18 protein-coding genes are annotated in these 19,060 nt (G+C 73.1%); 8 read left to right on the plus strand and 10 right to left on the minus strand.

The features are described 5' to 3' along the window. Window positions 1–2 precede the first annotated feature (2 nt). From EAD89_RS19290 to EAD89_RS19305, 4 genes are all read left to right on the plus strand, one after another. A complete protein-coding gene (locus tag EAD89_RS19290) occupies window positions 3–632 on the plus strand; it encodes an MBL fold metallo-hydrolase (RefSeq protein WP_121653365.1) in 630 nt (209 codons plus the stop codon). Window positions 633–636: 4 nt separating this feature from the next. Further along, window positions 637–1,599 carry a hypothetical protein gene (locus tag EAD89_RS19295; protein ID WP_121676717.1) on the plus strand — a complete coding sequence of 321 codons (963 nt, stop codon included), beginning with the start codon at window positions 637–639 and terminating at the stop codon, window positions 1,597–1,599. 104 nt (window positions 1,600–1,703) lie between these two features. Further along, window positions 1,704–2,444 carry a hypothetical protein gene (locus tag EAD89_RS19300; RefSeq protein WP_121653367.1) on the plus strand — a complete coding sequence of 247 codons (741 nt, stop codon included), beginning with the start codon at window positions 1,704–1,706 and terminating at the stop codon, window positions 2,442–2,444. 58 nt (window positions 2,445–2,502) lie between these two features. Further along, window positions 2,503–3,462, plus strand: coding sequence for a GNAT family N-acetyltransferase (locus tag EAD89_RS19305; RefSeq protein ID WP_121676718.1), 960 nt, complete (start codon window positions 2,503–2,505; stop codon window positions 3,460–3,462). 72 nt (window positions 3,463–3,534) lie between these two features. Here the strand turns inward: EAD89_RS19305 and EAD89_RS19310 are convergent, their stop codons facing one another. Then, window positions 3,535–3,990 carry a gamma-glutamylcyclotransferase gene (locus EAD89_RS19310; RefSeq protein WP_121653369.1) on the minus strand — a complete coding sequence of 152 codons (456 nt, stop codon included), beginning with the start codon at window positions 3,988–3,990 and terminating at the stop codon, window positions 3,535–3,537. A gap of 106 nt (window positions 3,991–4,096) precedes the next feature. Here EAD89_RS19310 and EAD89_RS19315 point away from each other — a divergent pair, with 106 nt between their 5' ends. Then, complete coding sequence (locus tag EAD89_RS19315) at window positions 4,097–5,500, plus strand: NAD(P)H-quinone dehydrogenase (RefSeq protein WP_121653370.1); 1,404 nt, start codon at window positions 4,097–4,099, stop codon at window positions 5,498–5,500. Here EAD89_RS19315 and EAD89_RS19320 read toward each other — a convergent pair. Next, window positions 5,478–6,110, minus strand: a complete 633-nt coding sequence (locus tag EAD89_RS19320) for a DUF998 domain-containing protein (protein ID WP_121676719.1) — start codon at window positions 6,108–6,110, stop codon at window positions 5,478–5,480. The genes EAD89_RS19315 and EAD89_RS19320 overlap by 23 nt on opposite strands. A gap of 105 nt (window positions 6,111–6,215) precedes the next feature. Then, window positions 6,216–6,836: a DedA family protein gene (locus tag EAD89_RS19325; protein WP_121653372.1), complete on the minus strand. Its 621-nt coding sequence runs from the start codon at window positions 6,834–6,836 to the stop codon at window positions 6,216–6,218. Between the two features lie 518 nt (window positions 6,837–7,354). Between EAD89_RS19325 and thrS the strand changes: the two genes are divergently transcribed. Next, window positions 7,355–8,572, plus strand: a complete 1,218-nt coding sequence (gene thrS / locus EAD89_RS19330) for a threonine--tRNA ligase (protein WP_121676720.1) — start codon at window positions 7,355–7,357, stop codon at window positions 8,570–8,572. Between the two features lie 53 nt (window positions 8,573–8,625). Here thrS and EAD89_RS19335 read toward each other — a convergent pair whose 3' ends face one another. From EAD89_RS19335 to EAD89_RS19350, 4 genes are read right to left on the minus strand one after another with little or no spacing between them, the layout of a single operon-like run. Continuing rightward, on the minus strand, window positions 8,626–10,686 hold the full coding sequence (locus EAD89_RS19335) for an ABC transporter ATP-binding protein (protein WP_121676721.1): 2,061 nt from the start codon (window positions 10,684–10,686) through the stop codon (window positions 8,626–8,628). Next, window positions 10,683–12,416, minus strand: a complete 1,734-nt coding sequence (locus tag EAD89_RS19340; protein WP_121653375.1) for an ABC transporter ATP-binding protein — start codon at window positions 12,414–12,416, stop codon at window positions 10,683–10,685. Before EAD89_RS19340 ends, EAD89_RS19335 begins: the two co-directional genes overlap by 4 nt. After that, window positions 12,410–12,892, minus strand: coding sequence for a MarR family winged helix-turn-helix transcriptional regulator (locus EAD89_RS19345; RefSeq protein WP_121653376.1), 483 nt, complete (start codon window positions 12,890–12,892; stop codon window positions 12,410–12,412). Before EAD89_RS19345 ends, EAD89_RS19340 begins: the two co-directional genes overlap by 7 nt. 25 nt (window positions 12,893–12,917) lie before the next feature. Further along, entirely contained in the window at window positions 12,918–13,364 is a 447-nt protein-coding gene (locus tag EAD89_RS19350) for a DoxX family protein (RefSeq protein WP_121676722.1), read from the minus strand. An 81-nt stretch (window positions 13,365–13,445) separates the two neighbouring features. Here EAD89_RS19350 and EAD89_RS19355 point away from each other — a divergent pair, with 81 nt between their 5' ends. Then, a complete protein-coding gene (locus EAD89_RS19355) occupies window positions 13,446–14,003 on the plus strand; it encodes a TetR/AcrR family transcriptional regulator (RefSeq protein WP_121676723.1) in 558 nt (185 codons plus the stop codon). Between the two features lie 101 nt (window positions 14,004–14,104). Here EAD89_RS19355 and EAD89_RS19360 read toward each other — a convergent pair whose 3' ends face one another. After that, entirely contained in the window at window positions 14,105–15,544 is a 1,440-nt protein-coding gene (locus EAD89_RS19360; protein WP_121653379.1) for a GuaB1 family IMP dehydrogenase-related protein, read from the minus strand. Window positions 15,545–15,636: 92 nt separating this feature from the next. After that, window positions 15,637–16,233: a LysE/ArgO family amino acid transporter gene (locus EAD89_RS19365; RefSeq protein ID WP_121676724.1), complete on the minus strand. Its 597-nt coding sequence runs from the start codon at window positions 16,231–16,233 to the stop codon at window positions 15,637–15,639. Between the two features lie 69 nt (window positions 16,234–16,302). On the opposite strand from EAD89_RS19365, the gene EAD89_RS19370 reads away from it, so the two are divergent. After that, window positions 16,303–17,196: a LysR family transcriptional regulator ArgP gene (locus EAD89_RS19370; protein ID WP_121676725.1), complete on the plus strand. Its 894-nt coding sequence runs from the start codon at window positions 16,303–16,305 to the stop codon at window positions 17,194–17,196. 78 nt (window positions 17,197–17,274) lie between these two features. Here EAD89_RS19370 and EAD89_RS19375 read toward each other — a convergent pair whose 3' ends face one another. Beyond that, the gene (locus EAD89_RS19375) at window positions 17,275–19,026 is read right to left on the minus strand and encodes a biotin carboxylase N-terminal domain-containing protein (RefSeq protein WP_121676726.1); all 1,752 of its coding nucleotides are present in this window, start codon (window positions 19,024–19,026) and stop codon (window positions 17,275–17,277) included. Window positions 19,027–19,060: the final 34 nt, after the last annotated feature.

The following is a 19,060-nucleotide window of genomic DNA, read 5'->3' on the forward strand; positions in this document are numbered from 1 at the left end:
CGATGCGGCTCACCAAGTACGCCCACTCCTGCATCCGGGTGGAGCACGACGGGGGAGTGCTCGTCGTCGACCCCGGGGTGTTCAGCGACCCGGCAGCGTTGGACGGTGCGGACGCGGTGTTGATCACCCACGAACACCCCGACCACCTCGACGTGGCGGCGGTGCACCTGCAACTCGACCGGCGACCGTTTTCGATCCACGGACCCGCCTCGCTCGCCGGCACCCTGGGCGACGCCGCCGAGGCGTTGCGTCCGGTCACCGCCGGTGAGTCGTTCACCGCCGCCGGGGTGGCCATCCGCGCCTACGGCGGGAAGCACGCGGTGATCCACCCGGACATCCCGGTCGTGGACAACCTCGGCTTCCTGATCAACGACGTGGTCTACCACCCGGGCGACGCCCTGGTGGTGCCGGAGGAGACGCCGGTCGACACGCTCTTCGCGCCGATCCACGCACCCTGGTCGAAGTTCTCCGAGGTGCTCGACTTCATCCGGGCCGTCGCCCCGCGCCGGGCGTACGCGCTGCACGACGCGTTGCTCAACGACACCGGTCTGGGCGTGCTCAACCGCCAGTACTCGGCGATGTCCGGCACCGAGTACCAGCGTCTGGAGCCCGGTAGCCGGGTGGACGTCTGAGGCCATGCCCGGCCCCTCCCCGGAGCTGGTGCAGCAGCTCTACCGCACCCCGCCGGAGCGGTTCGTGGCCGCCCGGGACGCCGCCGTGGCCGAGGCCCGCCGCGCCGGCGACCCGTCCACCGCCCGGCAGTTGGCCCGGCTGCGCCGTCCCACGGTCGCCGCCTGGCTGGTGAACCTGCTCGCCATCCACCGCCCCGAGCTGGTCGCCGACCTGGTCCAGCTCGCCGACGCGCTGCGGTCCGCCCAGCGGGAGCTGCGCGGGCCCCGGCTCCGGGAGCTGTCCGCGCAGCGCCGGGCGGTGGTCGGCGCCCTGGTCGCCGAGGTCCGCAAGCTCGCCGCGGCGGAGCCGGACGCGCCGCCGGCCGGCAAGCTGCCGTTGGCCGAGGTCGAGGCGACCCTGAACGCGGCGCTCTCCGACGCTGAGGTCGCCGAGCAGGTCCGGTCCGGGCGTCTGCTGCGGTCGGCCACCTACGCCGGCTTCGGCGAGGTGCCCCGCCCGCAGCTGCGGCTGGTCACCGGCGACGACGAGGAGCAGGCCGCGGAACGCCCGGCCCGCCGGCCCGGCGCCCAGCGGACCGGCCCCGAGGCGGCCCCCCGTACCGACCGGGCCGCGGAGCGTGCCGAGCGGGCGGCCCGGGCCGAACGGGCGCGGCAACGCCGGGCACTGGACCGGGAACTGGCCAGGGCACGGACCGACCAGGAGCGGGCGGAGGCCGAGTTGACCGAGGCGACCGGGCAGGAGCGGGACGGCGCCACAGCGCTCGACGAGATCGAGACCGAGCTGGCCGAGCTGGAGCGGCGGCGGGCGGTCGCGGAGCAGGATCTCAGCCGGGCCAAGCTGGCCCGGCGTGCGGCCGAGCGGGCCGTCACCGTGGCCCGGCGACGCGCGGGTGAGGTGGAGGCGGCGGTCGAGGCGTTGGCGGCCGAAGAGGGGGATGCGGACCCGGGCGGTGGCCCGGCAGACTGACCATCGATGGATGACGACGAGTGGCCGGGCCGCCCCGGGCCGGCGATCCCGGGTCCGGAAGCCGCCGTGGCCGGCGGATCGAGGCACCCGAGGGTGGCGCTCGGATGACACCGGAGCAGGTCGCCGCCGCCAGCAAGCCCGTCGCGCTCGACCTGGGCGACGGATTCAGCCGGTGCCCGACCACGCTGCGCCGGGCACGGCTGCTCGGCATCTCCGGCTGGGCCTTCTACATCAGCGGGCGGGCCGGCGCACTCGGCGACGTACGGGCCGAGACGGCCGCCGCGGCCCTCGGCTTCCTCGCCCCGGATGCGGTCGCCGACGGTTGGGACGCGGCCGCCCGGGTCGTCCGGCCGGCCGAGGTCGCCGCCGCGAGTCTCGCCGAGTGCTGCCGGTGGGGCGCGCAGCGGCTGGGTGCGCTGCACAGCGTCGAGCGCCTGGCCGGGCTGGTCGAGCGGTCGGTGGCGGCGGCGGACGCCAGTGGCATGCCGCTCTTCGCCGCGTGGCGGGCCATGCCGCTGCCGGATCTCTCCCCGGGCGCCCGGGCCGCCGCGGGGCTGCGGCTGCTCCGCGAACACTTCACCGGCGCCTACCTGCTGGCCGTACGCGCCGCCGGGATGACCCCGCTGGAGGCGGTGCTGGCCGGGCCGGAGGGAGAGGCCGGTGCGGTGGCCTGCGGCTGGCCGCCGCCGTACCCGCCGATCGGGCCGCTGGTGCGTCGGCGCCTCTGGGCGGAGGCGGTCACCGACCGGCTGGCCGCACCGGCGTTCGCGGCGCTCGGCCCCGCCGACGGCATCGAGCTGGTGGAGCTGCTGCACCAGACCCGCACCGACCTCACCGTCCGCTGAAGGAAGCCGGCCGAAAATGGGCGGCGCCGGCGGCGCTCGGCTGCCAGGATCACCTGCCGTGACTGTTCCCGCTGGCTGGACCCTGCGCCGGCCCACCCTCGACGACGTGCCGGCGATCCTCGCGGTGGTGCACGCCGCCGACACCTTCGCCATCGGTCATCCCGACTTCGACGCTGAGGACGTCGCCGAGTCGCTGACCGCCCCCTTCTTCGACCCGGCTCGCGACTCCTGGTTGGCGGTGGACCCGGACGACACCGTGGTGGGCTGGGCGACCGTCGACAACCCGACCGGGGTGGGCCGGGAGTTCGTCGAGGTGTACGTCGATCCGCAGCGGGCTGCCACGGTCCGCGCGCCCCTGCTGGCCCGGCAACTGGACCGGGTCGCCGAGCGGGCGGCCGAGCGGGGGCTGCCCGGACTCACCGTCCGCTGCGCGGTCTTCGAGCCGGAACGCGACTGGGAACGTGACCTGCGTGCGACCGGGTTCACCCTGGCCAAGCGGTACGTCCGGATGCGCCGCACGCTGGCCGACCTGCCCGCCGAACCGCCCCCGCCGCCCGGGGTGACGGTGCGACCGGTCCGCGCGGACGACGAGGCCGAGCTGCGGGAGTTCCACCGGATCCAGGACACCGCCTTCCGTGACACCCCGGACCACGAGCCGCTGTCGTACGAGCGGTGGCGCGCCCGGATCGGCGACCTGACCGCCTGGGACGAGTGGTTCGTCGCCGAGGTCGACGGGGTGGTGGCGGGCGCGTTGCAGTCCTCGGATCAGGCGCTCGACCAGCAGGAGGGCTTCGTGCGGAGCCTGGCGGTGCTGCCCGCGTACCGCCGAAGGGGGGTGGGCGCCGCGCTGCTGCGTCGCGCCTTCGCCCGCTACGCCGAGAAGGGCCGGCAGGCGGCGGGCCTGGGGGTGGACCTCGCGAACCCGACCGCCCCGCTGTCGCTCTATCGGGCCGTGGGCCTGCGGGAGACCCGGTGGACCGACATGTACCAGCTGGTCGTCCCGGCCGCCGGTGTGTGATTGACGACGCCGGTCGGGCCCGACGGACGGTCCGGCCGGCGGCGGTAGCAGACTGGGAGCGTGCGACAGCCTCTAGGCGGACGCGGTGCCGGTGGGGCGGGAACGCAGCTCGGTGACGTAGTCGTCCGGCGCGCCCGCCTTCTCGGCGGCGTTGGCGATCTCGGAGAGATACCACGAGGTCGGCAGGCCGCCCTCGTACCCGTCGAAGACGTAGATCCACGCGGTCACGTCGCCGTCAAGGGTGGAGACCCGGACGTGCAGTTTGCGGTACGTGCCGGCCGTCACCCCCTCGATCTCGTCGAGCTGGGCGGCGTCATACGGGTGGATGTCGTAGAGCGCCACGAAGACCCGGTCACCGGGGGACTCGACCAGGGTGCTCACCGCGCCCTCCCAGCCGATCACGTCCGCCCCGGCGAAGGTCAGCCGCCACCCCTCCAGCCAGCCGACGCCCACCATCGGCGAATGCGGGCAGTAGGCGCGCATCCGGGCGGGATCCAGGTTTGAGCCGTAGGCGGCGTGATGACCCACGGCGATGACGATAGCCCGGCTGGCGGGTGGGGGAGAATACGACTGTGCGTGTCGGGTGCGTTCGGGAGAAGAAAGTCACTGTGAGCATCGAGGAAGGGCAGACGCTGTGAGCCGGATCGTGATCATCGGCGGGGGGCCGGCCGGGTACGAGGCGGCGCTGGTCGCCGCCCAGCTCGACGCCGATGTCACCGTGGTGGAGGCCGACGGCGCGGGCGGGGCCTGCGTGCTCTCGGACTGCGTTCCCTCGAAGACCTTCATCGCCAGCTCGGGGGTGGTCACCGGCTACCGGGACACCGAGGAGTTCGGCGTGCACTCGGACGGCCTGGAGGCGGTCACCGTCGACGCGCGGGCGGTGCACGACCGGGTCAAGCGGCTGGCGCTGGCGCAGTCCGCCGACATCCACGCCAAGCTGCTCAAGGCGGGGGTCACCTTCGTGGCCGGCACCGCCCGGCTGGGCGAGGACGCTCTCGGCCACACCCACCGGGTCGTCGTCACCCCCGCCGACGGCGGGGAGGAATACTGGATCGACGCCTCCTCGGTGCTGGTGGCCACCGGCTCGACGCCCCGCCAGCTGCCCACCGCCGTGCCGGACGGCGAGCGCATCCTGACCTGGCGCCAGGTGTACGACCTGCCCGAGCTGCCCGAGCATCTGATCGTGGTCGGCTCCGGCGTGACCGGCGCCGAGTTCGCCAGCGCGTACCTGGCGATGGGGGTCCAGGTCACCCTGGTCTCCAGCCGCGACCGGGTCATGCCGCACGAGGACGCCGACGCGGCCTCGGCCATCGAGCGGGTGTTCCGCAACCGGGGCATGAGCATCCTCAACAACTCCCGGGCCGACGCGGTCCGGCGTACGGCCGACGGCGTCGAGGTGGAGCTGTCCGACGGCCGTAAGGTCGCCGGCTCGCACGCCCTGATCGCGGTCGGTTCGATCCCGAACACCGCCAACCTGGGCCTGACCGAGTACGGCGTGGAGCTGGGCCGGGGCGGCTACGTCACGGTCGACCGCGTGTCCCGGACCAACGTGCCCGGCATCTACGCCGCCGGCGACTGCACCGGTGTGCTGCTGCTGGCCAGCGTCGCCGCCATGCAGGGCCGGATCGCGATGTGGCACGCCCTCGGCGAGGCCGTCCGCCCGCTGCGGCTGCGGACCGTCGCGGCGAACGTCTTCACCGACCCGGAGCTGGCCACCGTGGGCGTCTCGCAGGACGAGGTGGACGCCGGCAAGGTGCCGGCCCGGCAGGTGATGCTGCCGCTGTCGGGCAACGCGCGGGCCAAGATGGACGACCTGTCCGACGGCTTCGTGAAGCTGTTCTGCCGCCCGGCCAGCGGCCAGGTCGTCGGCGGTGTGGTGGTGGCCCCCAAGGCCAGCGAGCTGATCCTCCCGATCACCATGGCGGTGGAGAACAACCTGACGGTCAACGAGCTGGCGCAGACCATCACCATCTACCCGAGCCTCTCCGGCTCGATCACCGAAGCGGCCCGCCAGCTCATGCTCCACGAGCTGGAGTAACGGCCCAAGGAGTGACGGGCGTCCGGGTTTGGGTTAGGGCGACGGTTACCAGGACGGCTACCTCGGTGAGGATGAGCAGGCGTTCGGCCAGGCCGATCAGCAGGCGGTCACCGGGGTAGGCGGACCAGATCATCGCGGCCGCCAGGGCCAGGCTGAGCAGGACGAGGGTGCGCAGCGTCCGGGCGGCGGGGACCAGGTCGGGGCGACGGGCGAGCAGCCAGCCGGCGGCCGGCAGCGCCAGGAAGGCGACCACCGAGGCGTACCGGTGCAGGTAGGCGGCGGTGGTCATGGCGGTGCCCGGCTCGTTCGTCGGCACCACCGCGGCCAGCAAAAGCCCGGCCACCCACGCGCCGAGCAGCAGCTCGACCGGCCGGCTGGGCCGTGGTGGCCGGGCGCGGCGCAGCCCGAGCAGCAGCGCCACGGTGGCGAGCGCGAGCACCACCATGGCGACGTCGATGACGCCGCCCCGGTCGGAGACCGCGAAATCGCTCACGGTCAGCGCCCACGGGTTGAGGTCGTCGTTGACTTCGAGATGGCCGATCACGGTCAGCAGCGCCGCCAGGGCGATCCCGCCGAGGGCGAGCAGGCCGGTGCTCCGGGTTCCAGGCATGCCTCAGCCTGTCGCCGACAAGACCCGAGCCGGATCCGGGACGGCCACCGAAATCGTCCCGGGGGACCACCCCTAGAGGCACCCGGGTGAGGGGCCGCTCGACCCTCAGTCGAGGGGAATGTCGGCCGAGGCGGCGGCTCGGGCGTGCCGTGCGCTGACCAGGGTCATCGCCCATCCGGCGGCGGCGAAGCCGGCCGCCGCCGCGGTGGCGATGATGGCCAGCCGCCAGGCCGACTCGGTCAGCGCGGTGCCACCCAGGTGGCCGACCAGCGCGCCGTAGGTGGCCCAGCCCAGCGCGGCCACCGCCTCGTAGAGCACGAACAGCCGGTACGGGTAGCGGCTACGGCCGGCTGAGAAGCAGGCCGCCATCCGACCGCCCGGCACGAACCGGCACAGCAGGATGACCAGCGGCCCGGGCTGCCGTAATCCCTGGGTGACCCGGCTGGCGACCCGTCGCGCCCGGCTCAACTCGGCGTGCCGGGGGGCCCGCCGGTCCGGTGCGCCCCGACCTAGCAGGTAGCAGGCGAGATCGCCGGCGAAGACGCCGAGCGCGCCGACGGCGATGGTGACCGGCAGGCTGAGTCCGCCGTAGACGGTGAGCGCACCGCTGGTGATCATGACGATCTGGGTGGGAATCACCGGGACGAAGGCGTCCGCGATCAGCAGACCGAGCAGCACGAGGTACGCCCACGTCGGCGATGCGACGTCTGTCAGTAGTTCGGGCACGCGTGCCACCTCGCCGGATGCGGCCGATTGGGTGTCTCGAGCCTGACGGCGTGTCCGGCGTCACGGTGGACAGCCCCACCCCGCCGTGACCGTCGACACGACTGGGCCACCCAGGTACAACGAGGCGAACGGTCCTCGGGTGACGGTTCGGCAGCCGTCCCGCGCGGCCCGCACAGGTCGGCGGATCGGCGTTCGTCGGCGTACCGTTGTCCGCGCGGCCCCAGCACCGTCGGGTCCCCCGTTCCTGACGTTCCGGGCCGCCCAGGGCCGCCGGCGGGTCCCGCGCCGGCGGCCCGCCCTTCCCTCCGCCGCGCCAAATCCGGGTGCGTCCCCGATCGCTCCAGGGGTACGGTCGCCGCATGCGCAGCGCGGTAGTGGAGACCACGACGCCGGGTGTCCCCGGCGCGCCGCTCTGACGTAACCACCGTCAACCAGGCCCCGGGGCGATCCGCCCCGAGGGCCGCGCGGCGTTCGGTGTCCAGGTCGCCTCCGGGTCGTACCCGATCCAGGAGCACGACATGATCGACCACCGCAGGCTCGGCCGGGAGCTGGACCTCTTCGTCTCCGACCCGCTGGCCGGCGCCGGCCTGCCGATCTGGCTGCCGGACGGCGCCGCCGCCCGGCACGCCGTCGAGGAGTACGTCCGTGAGCTGGAACGCCGATCCGGCCACCAGCACGTCTACTCGCCGCCGCTGGGCAAGCGCGAACTCTTCGAACTCTCCGGCCATCTCGGCTACTTCGCCGACGACATGTTCCCGCCGATGCGGCTGAGCGCCGACGACGAGTTCGTGCTCCGGCCGGCGCTCTGCCCGCACCACGCGCTGGTCTTCCGGGCCCGGGGCCGCTCCTACCGGGAGCTGCCGCTGCGGATCGCCGAGCTGGGCGGGATGTACCGCTCGGAGCGTTCCGGCGTGCTCGGCGGGCTGTCCCGGGTGCGCGCCATCTCGCTCAACGACGCGCACACCTTCTGCGCCCCGGACCAGGTGGGCGACGAGGTCGTGGAGATCCTCGGGCTGATCCGCGCCGCGCACGCCGCGCTCGGCGTCCGCCCGGCCGGCTTCCGGCTGTCGCTGCGCGGGCCGGGCGAGAAGTACGTCGGCGACGACGCGCAGTGGGCCCGCGCCGAGGAACTGCTCCGGGGTTCGCTGGCCGGGGTGCCGTACGTCGAGGCGCCGGGGGAGGCCGCCTTCTACGGCCCGAAGATCGATATCCAGATCGTCGACGCAGCCGGCCGGGAGTCGACCATCTCCACCATCCAGTTGGACTTCGACAAGCCGGAACGGTTCGACCTGTCGTACACCGACTCGGACGGCAGCCGGCGACGGCCCGTCATGGTGCACCGCAGTCTGGTCGGCAGCATGGAGCGGCTGTTCGCGTACCTCATCGAGGTGCACCAGGGCGCCTTCCCGGCCTGGTACGCGCCGGTGCAGCTGGTGCTGCTGCCGGTGGACGACGGGCAGGCCGGGGCGGCGGCCGAGCTGGCCCGACGGGCCGTCGCCGCCGGGCTGCGGGTCGAGGTCGACGTCGCCGGCTCGCTGGGCGCCCGGATCCGGGACGCGGCCCGCCGCCGCGTCCCGTACCTCGGGGTGCTCGGTTCCCGGGAGGCGGCCGACGGACGCCTCGCCCTGCGCCTCCGCGACGGCCGCACCCTGGACCCGATGCCCGCCGACGCCGCGCTCGCCCTGATCGGCGGGCAGGTCGCCGCCCGCGCGGCCGACCTGCTGCCGACGGACTGACCCACCCGCCGGTCGAGGGCGGACCGTCGTCGCTGTTCGCACGGCGATCCGCCCTAGATCGACGCGGGCTGGGGGACGGCGGTGGCGGCCGGGTCGTCGGATTCGTCGTCGACCGCGGCGCCGGTGAACTGGGAGCGGTACAGCTGGTGGTACGCGCCGTGGGCGGCGAGCAACTGCTCGTGGGTGCCCTGCTCGACGATGCGACCGTTCTCCATCATCAGGATCAGGTCGGCGTCGCGGATGGTGGAGAGCCGGTGCGCGATGACGAAGCTGGTCCGGTCCGAGCGCAGCGCCGCCATCGCCCGTTGCAGCAGCACCTCGGTGCGGGTGTCCACCGAGCTGGTCGCCTCGTCCAGGATCAGCAGGGACGGCTCGGCGAGGAACGCCCGGGCGATGGTGATGAGCTGCTTCTCGCCCGCGCTGACGTTGCTGCCCTCCTCGTCGATGACCGTGTCGTAGCCGTCCGGCAGGCTGCGGACGAACCGGTCGACGAAGGTGGCCCGGGCCGCGGCGAGGATCTCCTCCTCGGTCGCGTCCGGCCGGCCGTACGCGATGTTGTCCCGGATGGTGCCGCCGAAGAGCCAGGTGTCCTGGAGCACCATGCCGATCCGACCCCGCAGGTCGTCGCGGCGCATGGTGGTGATGTCCACCCCGTCCAGGGTGATCCGGCCGGCGTCCAGCTCGTAGAACCGCATCACCAGGTTGACCAGGGTGGTCTTGCCGGCGCCGGTCGGGCCGACGATGGCCACCGTGTGCCCCGGCTCGGCGACCAGCGACAGGTCGTCGATCAGCGGCTTGTCCGGCTCGTACCGGAACGAGACGTGCTCGAACTCGACCCGGCCGTGCGGGTCGACGACCCGGGCCGGCTGGACCGGGTCGGGGCTCTGCTCGTCGGCGTCGAGGACCGCGAAGACCCGCTCGGCCGAGGCCACTCCGGACTGGAGGAGGTTGGCCATCGAGGCGAGCTGGGTGAGCGGCTGGGTGAACTGGCGGGAGTACTGGATGAACGCCTGCACGTCGCCGAGGCTCATCGCGCCGGACGCGACGCGCAGCCCGCCGACCACCGCGATCGCCACGTAGCTGAGGTTTCCGATGAACATCATCGACGGCATGATGATCCCGGAGATGAACTGGGCGCCGAAGCTGGCCCGGAACAGCTCCTCGTTCTTGGCGTTGAACGCGGCCTCCACCTCGCGCTGCCGGCCGAAGACCTTCACCAGCTCGTGACCGGTGTAGGCCTCCTCGATCTGGCCGTTCAGCTCGCCGGTGTGCTTCCACTGGGCGATGAACTGCTGCTGGGAGCGCTTGGCGATGCGCTGGGTGACCAGCACCGACAGCGGCACCGCGACCAGGGCCACCAGGGCCAGCAGCGGCGAGATCCAGAACATCACGCCCAGCACGCCGACCACGGTCAGCAGCGAGGTGAGCAGCTGGCTGAGGGTCTGCTGGAGGCTGGTGGAGATGTTGTCGATGTCGTTGGTGACCCGACTGAGCAGTTCGCCGCGGGGCTGCCGGTCGAAGTACGGCAGCGGCAGTCGGTTGAGCTTCTCCTCCACCTCGGCGCGCAGCCGCAGCACGGTGCGCTGGACCACCCCGTTGAGCAGCCAGCCCTGCCACCACGACAGCACGCTCGCCGCCAGGTAGAGCCCGAGCGCCAGCAGCAGCACCCGGCTCAGGGCGCTGAAGTCGATGCCGACGCCGGGGATGACGTCCATCCGGGCCAGCATGTCGGCGAAGCTGTCGTTGCCGCTGGCCCGGGCCGCCGCGACGGCCTGCTCGGGGGTGGTGCCCGCCGGCAGTTGCCGGCCGATCACCCCGTTGAAGATCAGGTCGGTGGCGTGGCCGAGGATCTTCGGCCCGGCCACGCTGAACCCGACGCTCACCACGGCGAGCGTGATGATCGCGGCCAGGTGCAGCCGGTGCGAGCGGAGCCGGCCGAGCAGCCGCCGGGCGGACGGCCCGAAGTTCATCGACTTCTCGGCGGGCATCCCGGCGCCCGCCCAGGGCGGCCCGCCGCCCTGGCGTCCGGGGGGCAGCCGCTTCGGCGTGGGCTCCTCGCCGGCCGGCTTCTGCGTGGGTACGGCCGCGGTCCGCGGCTCGTCGGGCTCGCTCATGCCGGCACCTCCGTCGTCTGCTGGGAGGCCACGATCTCGGCGTACGTCGGGCAGCTCTCCAGCAACTCCTCGTGTCGTCCCACTCCGACGACCCCCCCGTCCTCAAGCACGATGATCTGGTCGGCGTCGACGATCGTGGAGACCCGCTGGGCCACGATCACCACGGCGGACTGCGCGGTGACCGGGCGCAGGGCCGCCCGCAGCCGTGCGTCGGTGCCGAGGTCGAGCGCGGAGAACGAGTCGTCGAAAAGGTAGATCTCCGGCTGCCGGACCAGCGCCCGGGCGATGGCCAGGCGCTGCCGCTGCCCGCCGGAGACGGTGCTGCCACCCTGGGCGATCGGGGCGTCCAGCCCGCCGGGCATCTGGGCCACGAAGTCCCGGGCCTGGGCGATCTCCAGTGCCGTCCACAGCTCGTCGTCGGTGGCGTCCGGGTTGCCGTAGCGCAGGTTGCTGGCGACCGTGCCGGTGAACAGGTACGGCCGCTGCGGCACCAGGCCGATGCGCCGCCACAGCTCCTCGGGCGCCAACTCCCGTACGTCCACCCCGTCGACCAGCACCGCGCCGGCGGTGACGTCGACCAGGCGGGGGATGAGCGACAGCAGGGTGGTCTTGCCCGCGCCGGTGCTGCCGATGATCGCCGTGGTGGTGCCGGGGGTCGCCCGGAAGGAGATGTCCCGCAACACCGGCTCGACCGCCCCCGGGTACTGGAAGCGCACCCCGCGCAGCTCCAGCTCGGCCCTGGTGGGCGGCTCGGCGACCGGCTCGGCGGCCGGGACCACCGAGGAGTCGGTGTCCAGCACCTCGACGATCCGCTCGGCGCAGACCGCGGCCCGCGGCACCATCATCAGCATGAAGGTGGCCATCATGACGGCCATCAGGATCTGCATCAGGTACTGGAGGAAGGCGGTGAGCGCGCCGACCTGGATCGCGCCGGCGTCCACCCGCTGCGCGCCGAACCAGAGCACCGCCACGCTGGAGACGTTCAGCACCAGCATGACCACCGGGAAGATCAGAGCCAGCAGTCGACCGGTACGCAGCGCGGTGGCGGTCAGGTCGGCGTTGGCGACGGCGAAGCGGTCCGTCTCGTACGGCTCGCGGACGAAGGCGCGCACCACGCGGATGCCGGTGATCTGCTCGCGCAGCACCCGGTTGACCGTGTCGATCCGGGTCTGCATCAGCCGGAAGCCCGGCACCATCCGACGGATGATCATGCTGAGCGCGGTGGCCAGCACCGGCACGCTGACCAGCATCAGCCAGGAGAGCCCGATGTCCTCCCGGAGCGCCATCACCACACCGCCCACGCTCATGATGGGCGCGGCGACCAGCATGGTGCAGCTCATCAGCACGAGCATCTGCACCTGCTGCACGTCGTTCGTGTTGCGGGTGATCAGCGACGGTGCGCCGAACCGGGCCACCTCGCGGGCGGAGAAGCGGTTGACGTGCCCGAACAGGGTCGCGCGGACGTCCCGGCCGAAGCCCATCGCGATCCGCGCGCCCAGGTACACCGCGGCGATCGAACAGATGATCTGGATCAGGCTGACCAGCAGCATCCAGCCGCCGATGCGCACGATGTAGTCGGTGTCGCCCCGGGCCACGCCCCGGTCGATGATGTCGGCGTTGAGGCTGGGCAGGTAGAGCGACGCCATGGTGCCCACGAACTGGAGCAGCACCACCGCCGTCAGCGGTCGCTGGTAGGTGCGCAACTGGTTGCGCAACAGTCGGATCAGCACGCCGTGTCCTTCGCTTCGGTAGGGCGTCCGGTCATCCGCGGGTCGTCCCCGCTGCCGATGACCTCGAGCAGGAAGTCCCGGATCACCTGTGCCTTCGCGGGGTCGGCGTCGACCGAGGTGAGCGGTCTTCCGGAGTGCATCAGCGTGGTGAGCGCCGCCACCCGCTCCCGGCCGGCGGGCGTGATGGCGAGCCGGACGCTGCGCCGGTCGCTGTCGTCACGCTGCCGCTCGACCAGCCCGTCGCGGGCCAGCGTGTCCACGATGCCGGTCAGGGTCGCCGGGCGCACGAAGCCCTTCTCGGCGACCTCGCGGTGGGGCAGCTCGCCGTGCCGGGCGAGCGTCATCAGGGTCACCATGCCGGCCTGGGTGAGGCCGTGCTCCTCGGCGAGGTAGCGGTTCCACCGCTGCCCGACGAGGTGCCCGGCCACGACCAGCAGTCGGCCGAGCGGCACATCCTGGAGAGTGACGAGGTCCACGGCAAGCAGGTTAGCCTCCTGATAGTCAGGGACCAAACGAAATAGCCACCGCGGTGGTTACGAACACGATCTGCAGAGCCGTGCGCTGGCCGAGCGGGGTGACCGGTCTCCCGGCCAGGGTCAGCTTCCGGCGGGCGGCCGAGACGTTGGCCGGGAACATCGCGAGCATCAGCAAACCGAGCCCGGCGGCGGCCAGGCGGGCGGTCGCGGGGATCAGCAGGCCCACCGCGCCGACCAGTTCCAGTACGCCGGTGACGGTGACCAGCAGGTCCGGGCGGGGCAGGCCGGTCGGGACCATCGCGATCAGGTCGGTGCGGCGCTGCCCGGCGAAGTGCGCGACGGCGGTCAGCGTGAACATCAGGGCCAGGCCGATCCGTAGTGCGGGGTGCCAGCCGTCGAGCGCGGTGACGCCGGCGAAGCCGGTCACGCGGGCTAGTGCGGTGCCGACCAGCAGGGCGATCAGGGGTGCCATCGAAGTCCTCCTCGTGAACTTGTCAGTGGCAAGATTGCCTCGACGAGTGCCATCTTGTCAATGGCAAGATAGGATTCGGGCATGACCGGACCGCGCGCCTACCATCACGGCGACCTGCGCCGCGCCCTGCTCGCCGCAGCTCTGGATGCCATCGAGGAGGTCGGGCCCGCCGCGCTGAGTCTGCGCGATCTCGCCCGCCGGGCCGGTGTCTCGCACGCCGCACCCGCCCACCATTTCGGCGACAAGGCGGGCCTGCTCACCGCGCTTGCCGCCCAGGGCTTCGACCTGCTGGCGCAGAAGCTGGTCAACGCGGACGACGTGCTGGAGGCCGGGGTCGCGTACGTCGACTTCGCCGTCACGCACCGCGCGTACTTCGAGGTGATGTTCCGGCCCGAGCTCTACCGGGCCGACGACGCCGAGCTGATCGCGGCCCGGGAGCGCTCCGGCGCCGCGCTCCGTTCCGGGGTGGCCACCCTGCCCACCGGAGCCGCACCCGCGGACACCGACCGGGACGCGCTCGCCGCCTGGTCGATCGCGCACGGCTTCGCCACCCTCTGGCTGGCCGGCGCGCTGCCGGAGCGGGTGGGCGACGACCCCCGCACGGCAGCCCGCGACGTCCTGCGCCGCCTAGCCCGGTAACCACCCATCCACGGCGTCGATCATGGAGTTGTGGTGGGCGATTCGCCGGTCGCTGCCCGTTCTGGGCGGCACCACAACTCCATGATCGACCCGGGTGGGGGTCACCAGCTTGTGGGGAGGGGCATTCCCTCGGTGAAGCCGGCGGCGCTCTGCACGCCGACGATCGCTCGCTCGTGGAACTGCGTGAGGTCCCGGGCGCCGGCATAGGTGAAGGCGCTGCGCACCCCGGCGATGATCTCGTCGATCAGGTCCTCGACGCCGGGCCGGGCCGGATCCAGGTACATCCGCGCCGAGGAGATGCCCTCCTCGAACACCGCCTTGCGGGCCCGGTCGTACGGGCTGTCGTCGGCGGTACGGGCGCTGACCGCCCGCGCCGAAGCCATCCCGAAGCTCTCCTTGTACCGGCGACCGTCCGCGTCGGTGTACAGGTCGCCGGGGGACTCGTAGGTGCCGGCGAACCACGAACCGATCATCACGTTCGAGGCGCCGGCGGCGAGCGCGAGCGCCACGTCACGCGGGTGCCGCACGCCGCCGTCGGCCCACACGTGCCGACCGAGGTCGCGAGCCGCCGCCGCGCAGTCGAGCACGGCGGAGAACTGCGGACGGCCCACGCCGGTCATCATCCGGGTGGTGCACATCGCACCCGGGCCGACGCCGACCTTGATGATGTCGGCGCCCGCCTCGACCAGGTCGCGTACCCCTTCGGCGGTGACCACGTTGCCGGCCGCCACCGGCACCCCCGGGTCGAGTTTGCGGACCGCCTGCAGCGCGGAGATCATCCGCGCCTGGTGGCCGTGCGCGGTGTCCACGACCAGCGTGTCCACCCCCGCCTCCAGCAGCGCGGCGGCCTTGCCCGTGACGTCCCCGTTGATCCCGACCGCCGCCGCGATGCGCAGCCGACCCCGGTCGTCCACCGCCGGCGTGTACAGCGTGGCCCGCAGCGCGCCCTGGCGGGTCAACACCCCGACCAGTCGGCCGTCGGCATCCACCACCGGGGCGAGTCGGCGCCGGCCCGCGGAGAGCCGGTCGAAACCGGTACGCGGGTCCGCGTCCGCCGGGACGGTGTGCAGCTCGGTGGACATCACGTGCCGCAACTGGGCGAACCGGTCCACGCCGATGGTGTCCGCCTCGGTGACCACGCCCAGCGGACGGCCGGCCTCGTCCACCACGATGACCGCGCCGTGCGAGCGCTTCGGCAGCAGGTGGATGGCGTCGCCCACGGTCTCGGTCGGGCCCAGGGTGATCGGCGTGTCGTAGACCAGGTGCCGCTGCTTGACCCAGCCGACGACGTTCGCCACGACCTCGATCGGGATGTCCTGCGGGATCACCGCGATCGCGCCCCGCCGGGCCACCGTCTCGGCCATCCGCCGGCCGGCGACCGCGGTCATGTTCGACACCACCAGCGGGATGGTGGTGCCGGTGCCGTCGCCGGTGGAGAGGTCGACGTCGAGCCGGGAGCCGAGGTCGGAGCGGGCCGGCGCCATGAAGACGTCGGTGTAGGTCAGGTCGTGCGCGGGGACCGCGCCGTGAAGGAACTGCACCCGGCCATCATTCCCGCTCGTGGCTCATCCAGCCGCCTGTGGTCATGGAAAACACTCCCGCCGCCGTCCTGCGCGAGCGGCGGCGCGCCCGATCAGCCCAGCAGAAGCGCCACGGCGAGCCCGGCCATCACGACGGCGATGACCGCGTCCAGCACCCGCCAGGCGGTGGCACGGGCGAGCAGCGGCGCGAGGCGCTGCGCGCCGGCGCCGAGCGCGGTGAACCAGACCACGCTGGCCAGGGCGGCCCCGGCGCCGAAGACCCAGCGGTTCGGGTGCTGCTGTGCCACCCCGCCGAGGAGCAGCACCGTGTCCAGGTAGACGTGCGGGTTCAGGTAGGTGAAGGCGGCGCAGGCGAGCAGGGTGGCCCCGAGCGTGGCCGGCGGCCGCTCGGTGGGCAACAGGGCGCCGGGGCGCAGGGCGCGGCGGGCGGCGAGCGCCGCGTAGCAGAGCAGGAACGCCGCGCCGCCCCACCGGATCGCCGTCAGCACGCCCGGCCGGCCCGTCACCAGCGTGCCGACCCCGGCGACGCCCGCCGTGATCAGCAGAGCGTCCGACACGGCGCAGGTGAGCACCACGGGTACGACGTGTTCGCGGCGCAGGCCCTGACGCAGGACGAAGGCGTTCTGGGCGCCGATGGCGACGATCAGGGCGATGGAGATCGAGAAGCCGGCGAGAGCGGAGGTGAGCACGGATCGACGCTAGGTGCGCGGGCCAGCACCAGTCCAACTAAAGTTTCTCAAGCAACATAAGCTCTGCTGATGGACGGTCTCGACTCGGCGCAGTTGCGGACGCTCGCCGCGGTGGTCGCGGAGGGCAGCTTCGAGGCGGCGGCGCGGCTGCTGCACGTCACGCCGTCGGCGGTGAGCCAGCGGATCAAGGCACTGGAGGAGACCGTCGGCCAGGTGCTGGTCCGCCGGACCCGACCGTGCGTGGCGACCGAGGCGGGACGGCCCCTGCTGCGCCTGGCCGGCCAGCTCACGCTGCTCGAACGGGAGGCGCTGGCCGATGCCCGCGGTCCGCTGTCCGGCGGCGGCCGCGTCCGGGTCGCCGTGGTGGTCAACGCGGACTCGCTGGCCACCTGGTTCCCCGCCGCCCTGGCGCGACTGCCGCAGCGGGCCGGGCTCTCCTTCGACCTGCGGCAGGACGACCAGGACCACACCGCCGAGCTGCTCCGGGACGGGTCGGTGACGGCGGCGGTGACCGCCCAGCGGGAGGCCGTGCAGGGCTGCCGGGTGCTGCGGCTCGGCGCCATGCGCTACCGCGCGTTGGCCACGCCGGAGTTCGCGGCGGCCCACTTCGCCGACGGGTTCAGCCCTTCCGCGCTGGCCGGGGCGCCGCTGGTCGTCTTCGACCGGAAGGACCGGGTGCAGCACCGCTTCATCCGGGCGGTGGCGGGCCGCCCGCTCGACCCGCCGGTGCACTACGTGCCGTCGGTGCCGGCCTTCAGCGAGGTGATCCGGCTCGGGCTGGGCTGGAGCCTGGTGCCGGAGCAGATCGCCGAGGCCGATCTGGCCGCCGGCCGCTGTGTCGACCTCGCGCCGGGCCGACACCTCGACGTCCCGCTCCACTGGCAGCACTGGCGGCTGGAGTCGGACGTGTTGAACGCCCTGACCACCGCCGTCCGCGCGGTCGCCGCCGAGACCCTCCGCTGACCGCCTGAACCGCCCGCCCGCCCGGCGCGTCGCGCCGACCGCCCGCCGGAAGGATCCGTCAGGGGACCTCCGGACAGCTCAGGCGATGGTGCAGATCGCCGCGCCGGCGGTGATCACGGCACCCACCTCGGCGGTGAGGCCGCTGACCGTGCCGGCCTTGTGGGCGTGCAGCGGCTGCTCCATCTTCATCGCCTCCAGCACCACGACCAGGTCACCCTCGGCCACGGTGTCGCCGTCCGCCACCGCGATCTTGACGATCGTGCCCTGCATCGGTGAGGTGAGCGTGTCGCCACCGACCGGTGCGCCGGCCTTGGCCCCGCCACCGCGCCGGGTCGGCTTGCGGGAGGCGGGCGCTGCGGTGGTCGTACCCCCGCCGAAGCCGGCGGGGAGGCTGACCTCCAGCCGCTTGCCACCCACCTCGACCACGACGGTGTCGCGCTCGGCCGGCGCCTCGGCGGCGCCGGCGGCGGCGGCGAACGGCGGCACGGTGTTGTGGAACTCCGTCTCGATCCACCGGGTGTGCACGGTGAACGGCTCAGCGGTGAACGCCTCGTCCCGCACCACCAGCCGGTGGAACGGCAGCGCGGTGGCCATCCCGTCGATCACCATCTCGTCCAGCGCGCGGCGGGCCCGCTCCAGCGCCTCGGTACGCGTCTCACCGGAGATGATCACCTTGGCCAGCAGCGAGTCGAAGTTGCCGCCGATCACGTCGCCGGCAGAGATGCCGGTGTCCACCCGGACACCGGGGCCGGTGGGCAGTCGCAGCGCGGTGACCGTGCCGGGGGCGGGCAGGAAGTTGCGGCCCGGGTCCTCGCCGTTGATCCGGAACTCGATCGAGTGCCCGCGCGGCGTCGGGTCCTCGGTGATGCGCAGCTTCTCGCCGTCGGCGATCCGGAACTGCTCGCGGACCAGGTCGATGCCGGCGGTCTCCTCGGTCACCGGGTGCTCGACCTGGAGCCGGGTGTTGACCTCCAGGAAGGAGATGGTGCCGTCCACGCCGACCAGGTACTCGACCGTGCCGGCGCCGTGGTAGCCGGCCTCACGGCAGATCGCCTTGGCGCTGTCGTGGATCTGTGCACGCTGGGCGTCGGTGAGGAACGGCGCGGGCGCCTCCTCGACCAGCTTCTGGTGCCGCCGCTGCAGGGAGCAGTCCCGGGTGCCGACCACGATCACGTTGCCGTGCTGGTCGGCGAGGACCTGCGCCTCGACGTGCCGGGGCTGGTCCAGGTAGCGCTCGACGAAGCACTCGCCCCGGCCGAACGCCGCGACCGCCTCCCGGGTGGCCGACTCGAACAGCTGGGGAATCTCCTCCATGGTCCGGGCCACCTTGAGACCACGCCCGCCGCCACCGAAGGCGGCCTTGATGGCGACCGGCAGCCCGTGGTCGACGGCGAACGCCATCACCTCGTCCGAGCTCTCCACCGGGTCCGGGGTGCCGGGGACCAGCGGCGCGCCGGCGCGCTGGGCGATGTGCCGCGCGGTGACCTTGTCACCCAGGTCGCGGATCGCCTGCGGGGTGGGGCCGATCCAGGTCAGCCCGGCGTCGATGACCGCCTGGGTGAAGTCGGCGTTCTCGGACAGGAAGCCGTAGCCGGGGTGCACGGCGTCGGCGCCGGCCCGGGCGGCCACGTCGAGCAGCTTGTCGATGCGCAGGTACGTCTCGGTCGCGCTGTCCCCGCCGAGCGCATACGCCTCGTCGGCGAGCGTGGCGTGCAGGGCGTCGCGGTCGGAGTCCGCGTACACCGCGACACTGTCCAGGCCGGCGTCGCGGCAGGCGCGGATCACCCGGACGGCAATCTCGCCGCGGTTGGCGATAAGTACCTTGCGCACCTTCGTGGCTCCTCCCGGCAGGTTACTGACCGGG

This window comes from Micromonospora sp. BL4, from assembly GCF_003667505.1.
In the GTDB taxonomy this organism is placed as follows: Bacteria; Actinomycetota; Actinomycetes; order Mycobacteriales; family Micromonosporaceae; genus Micromonospora.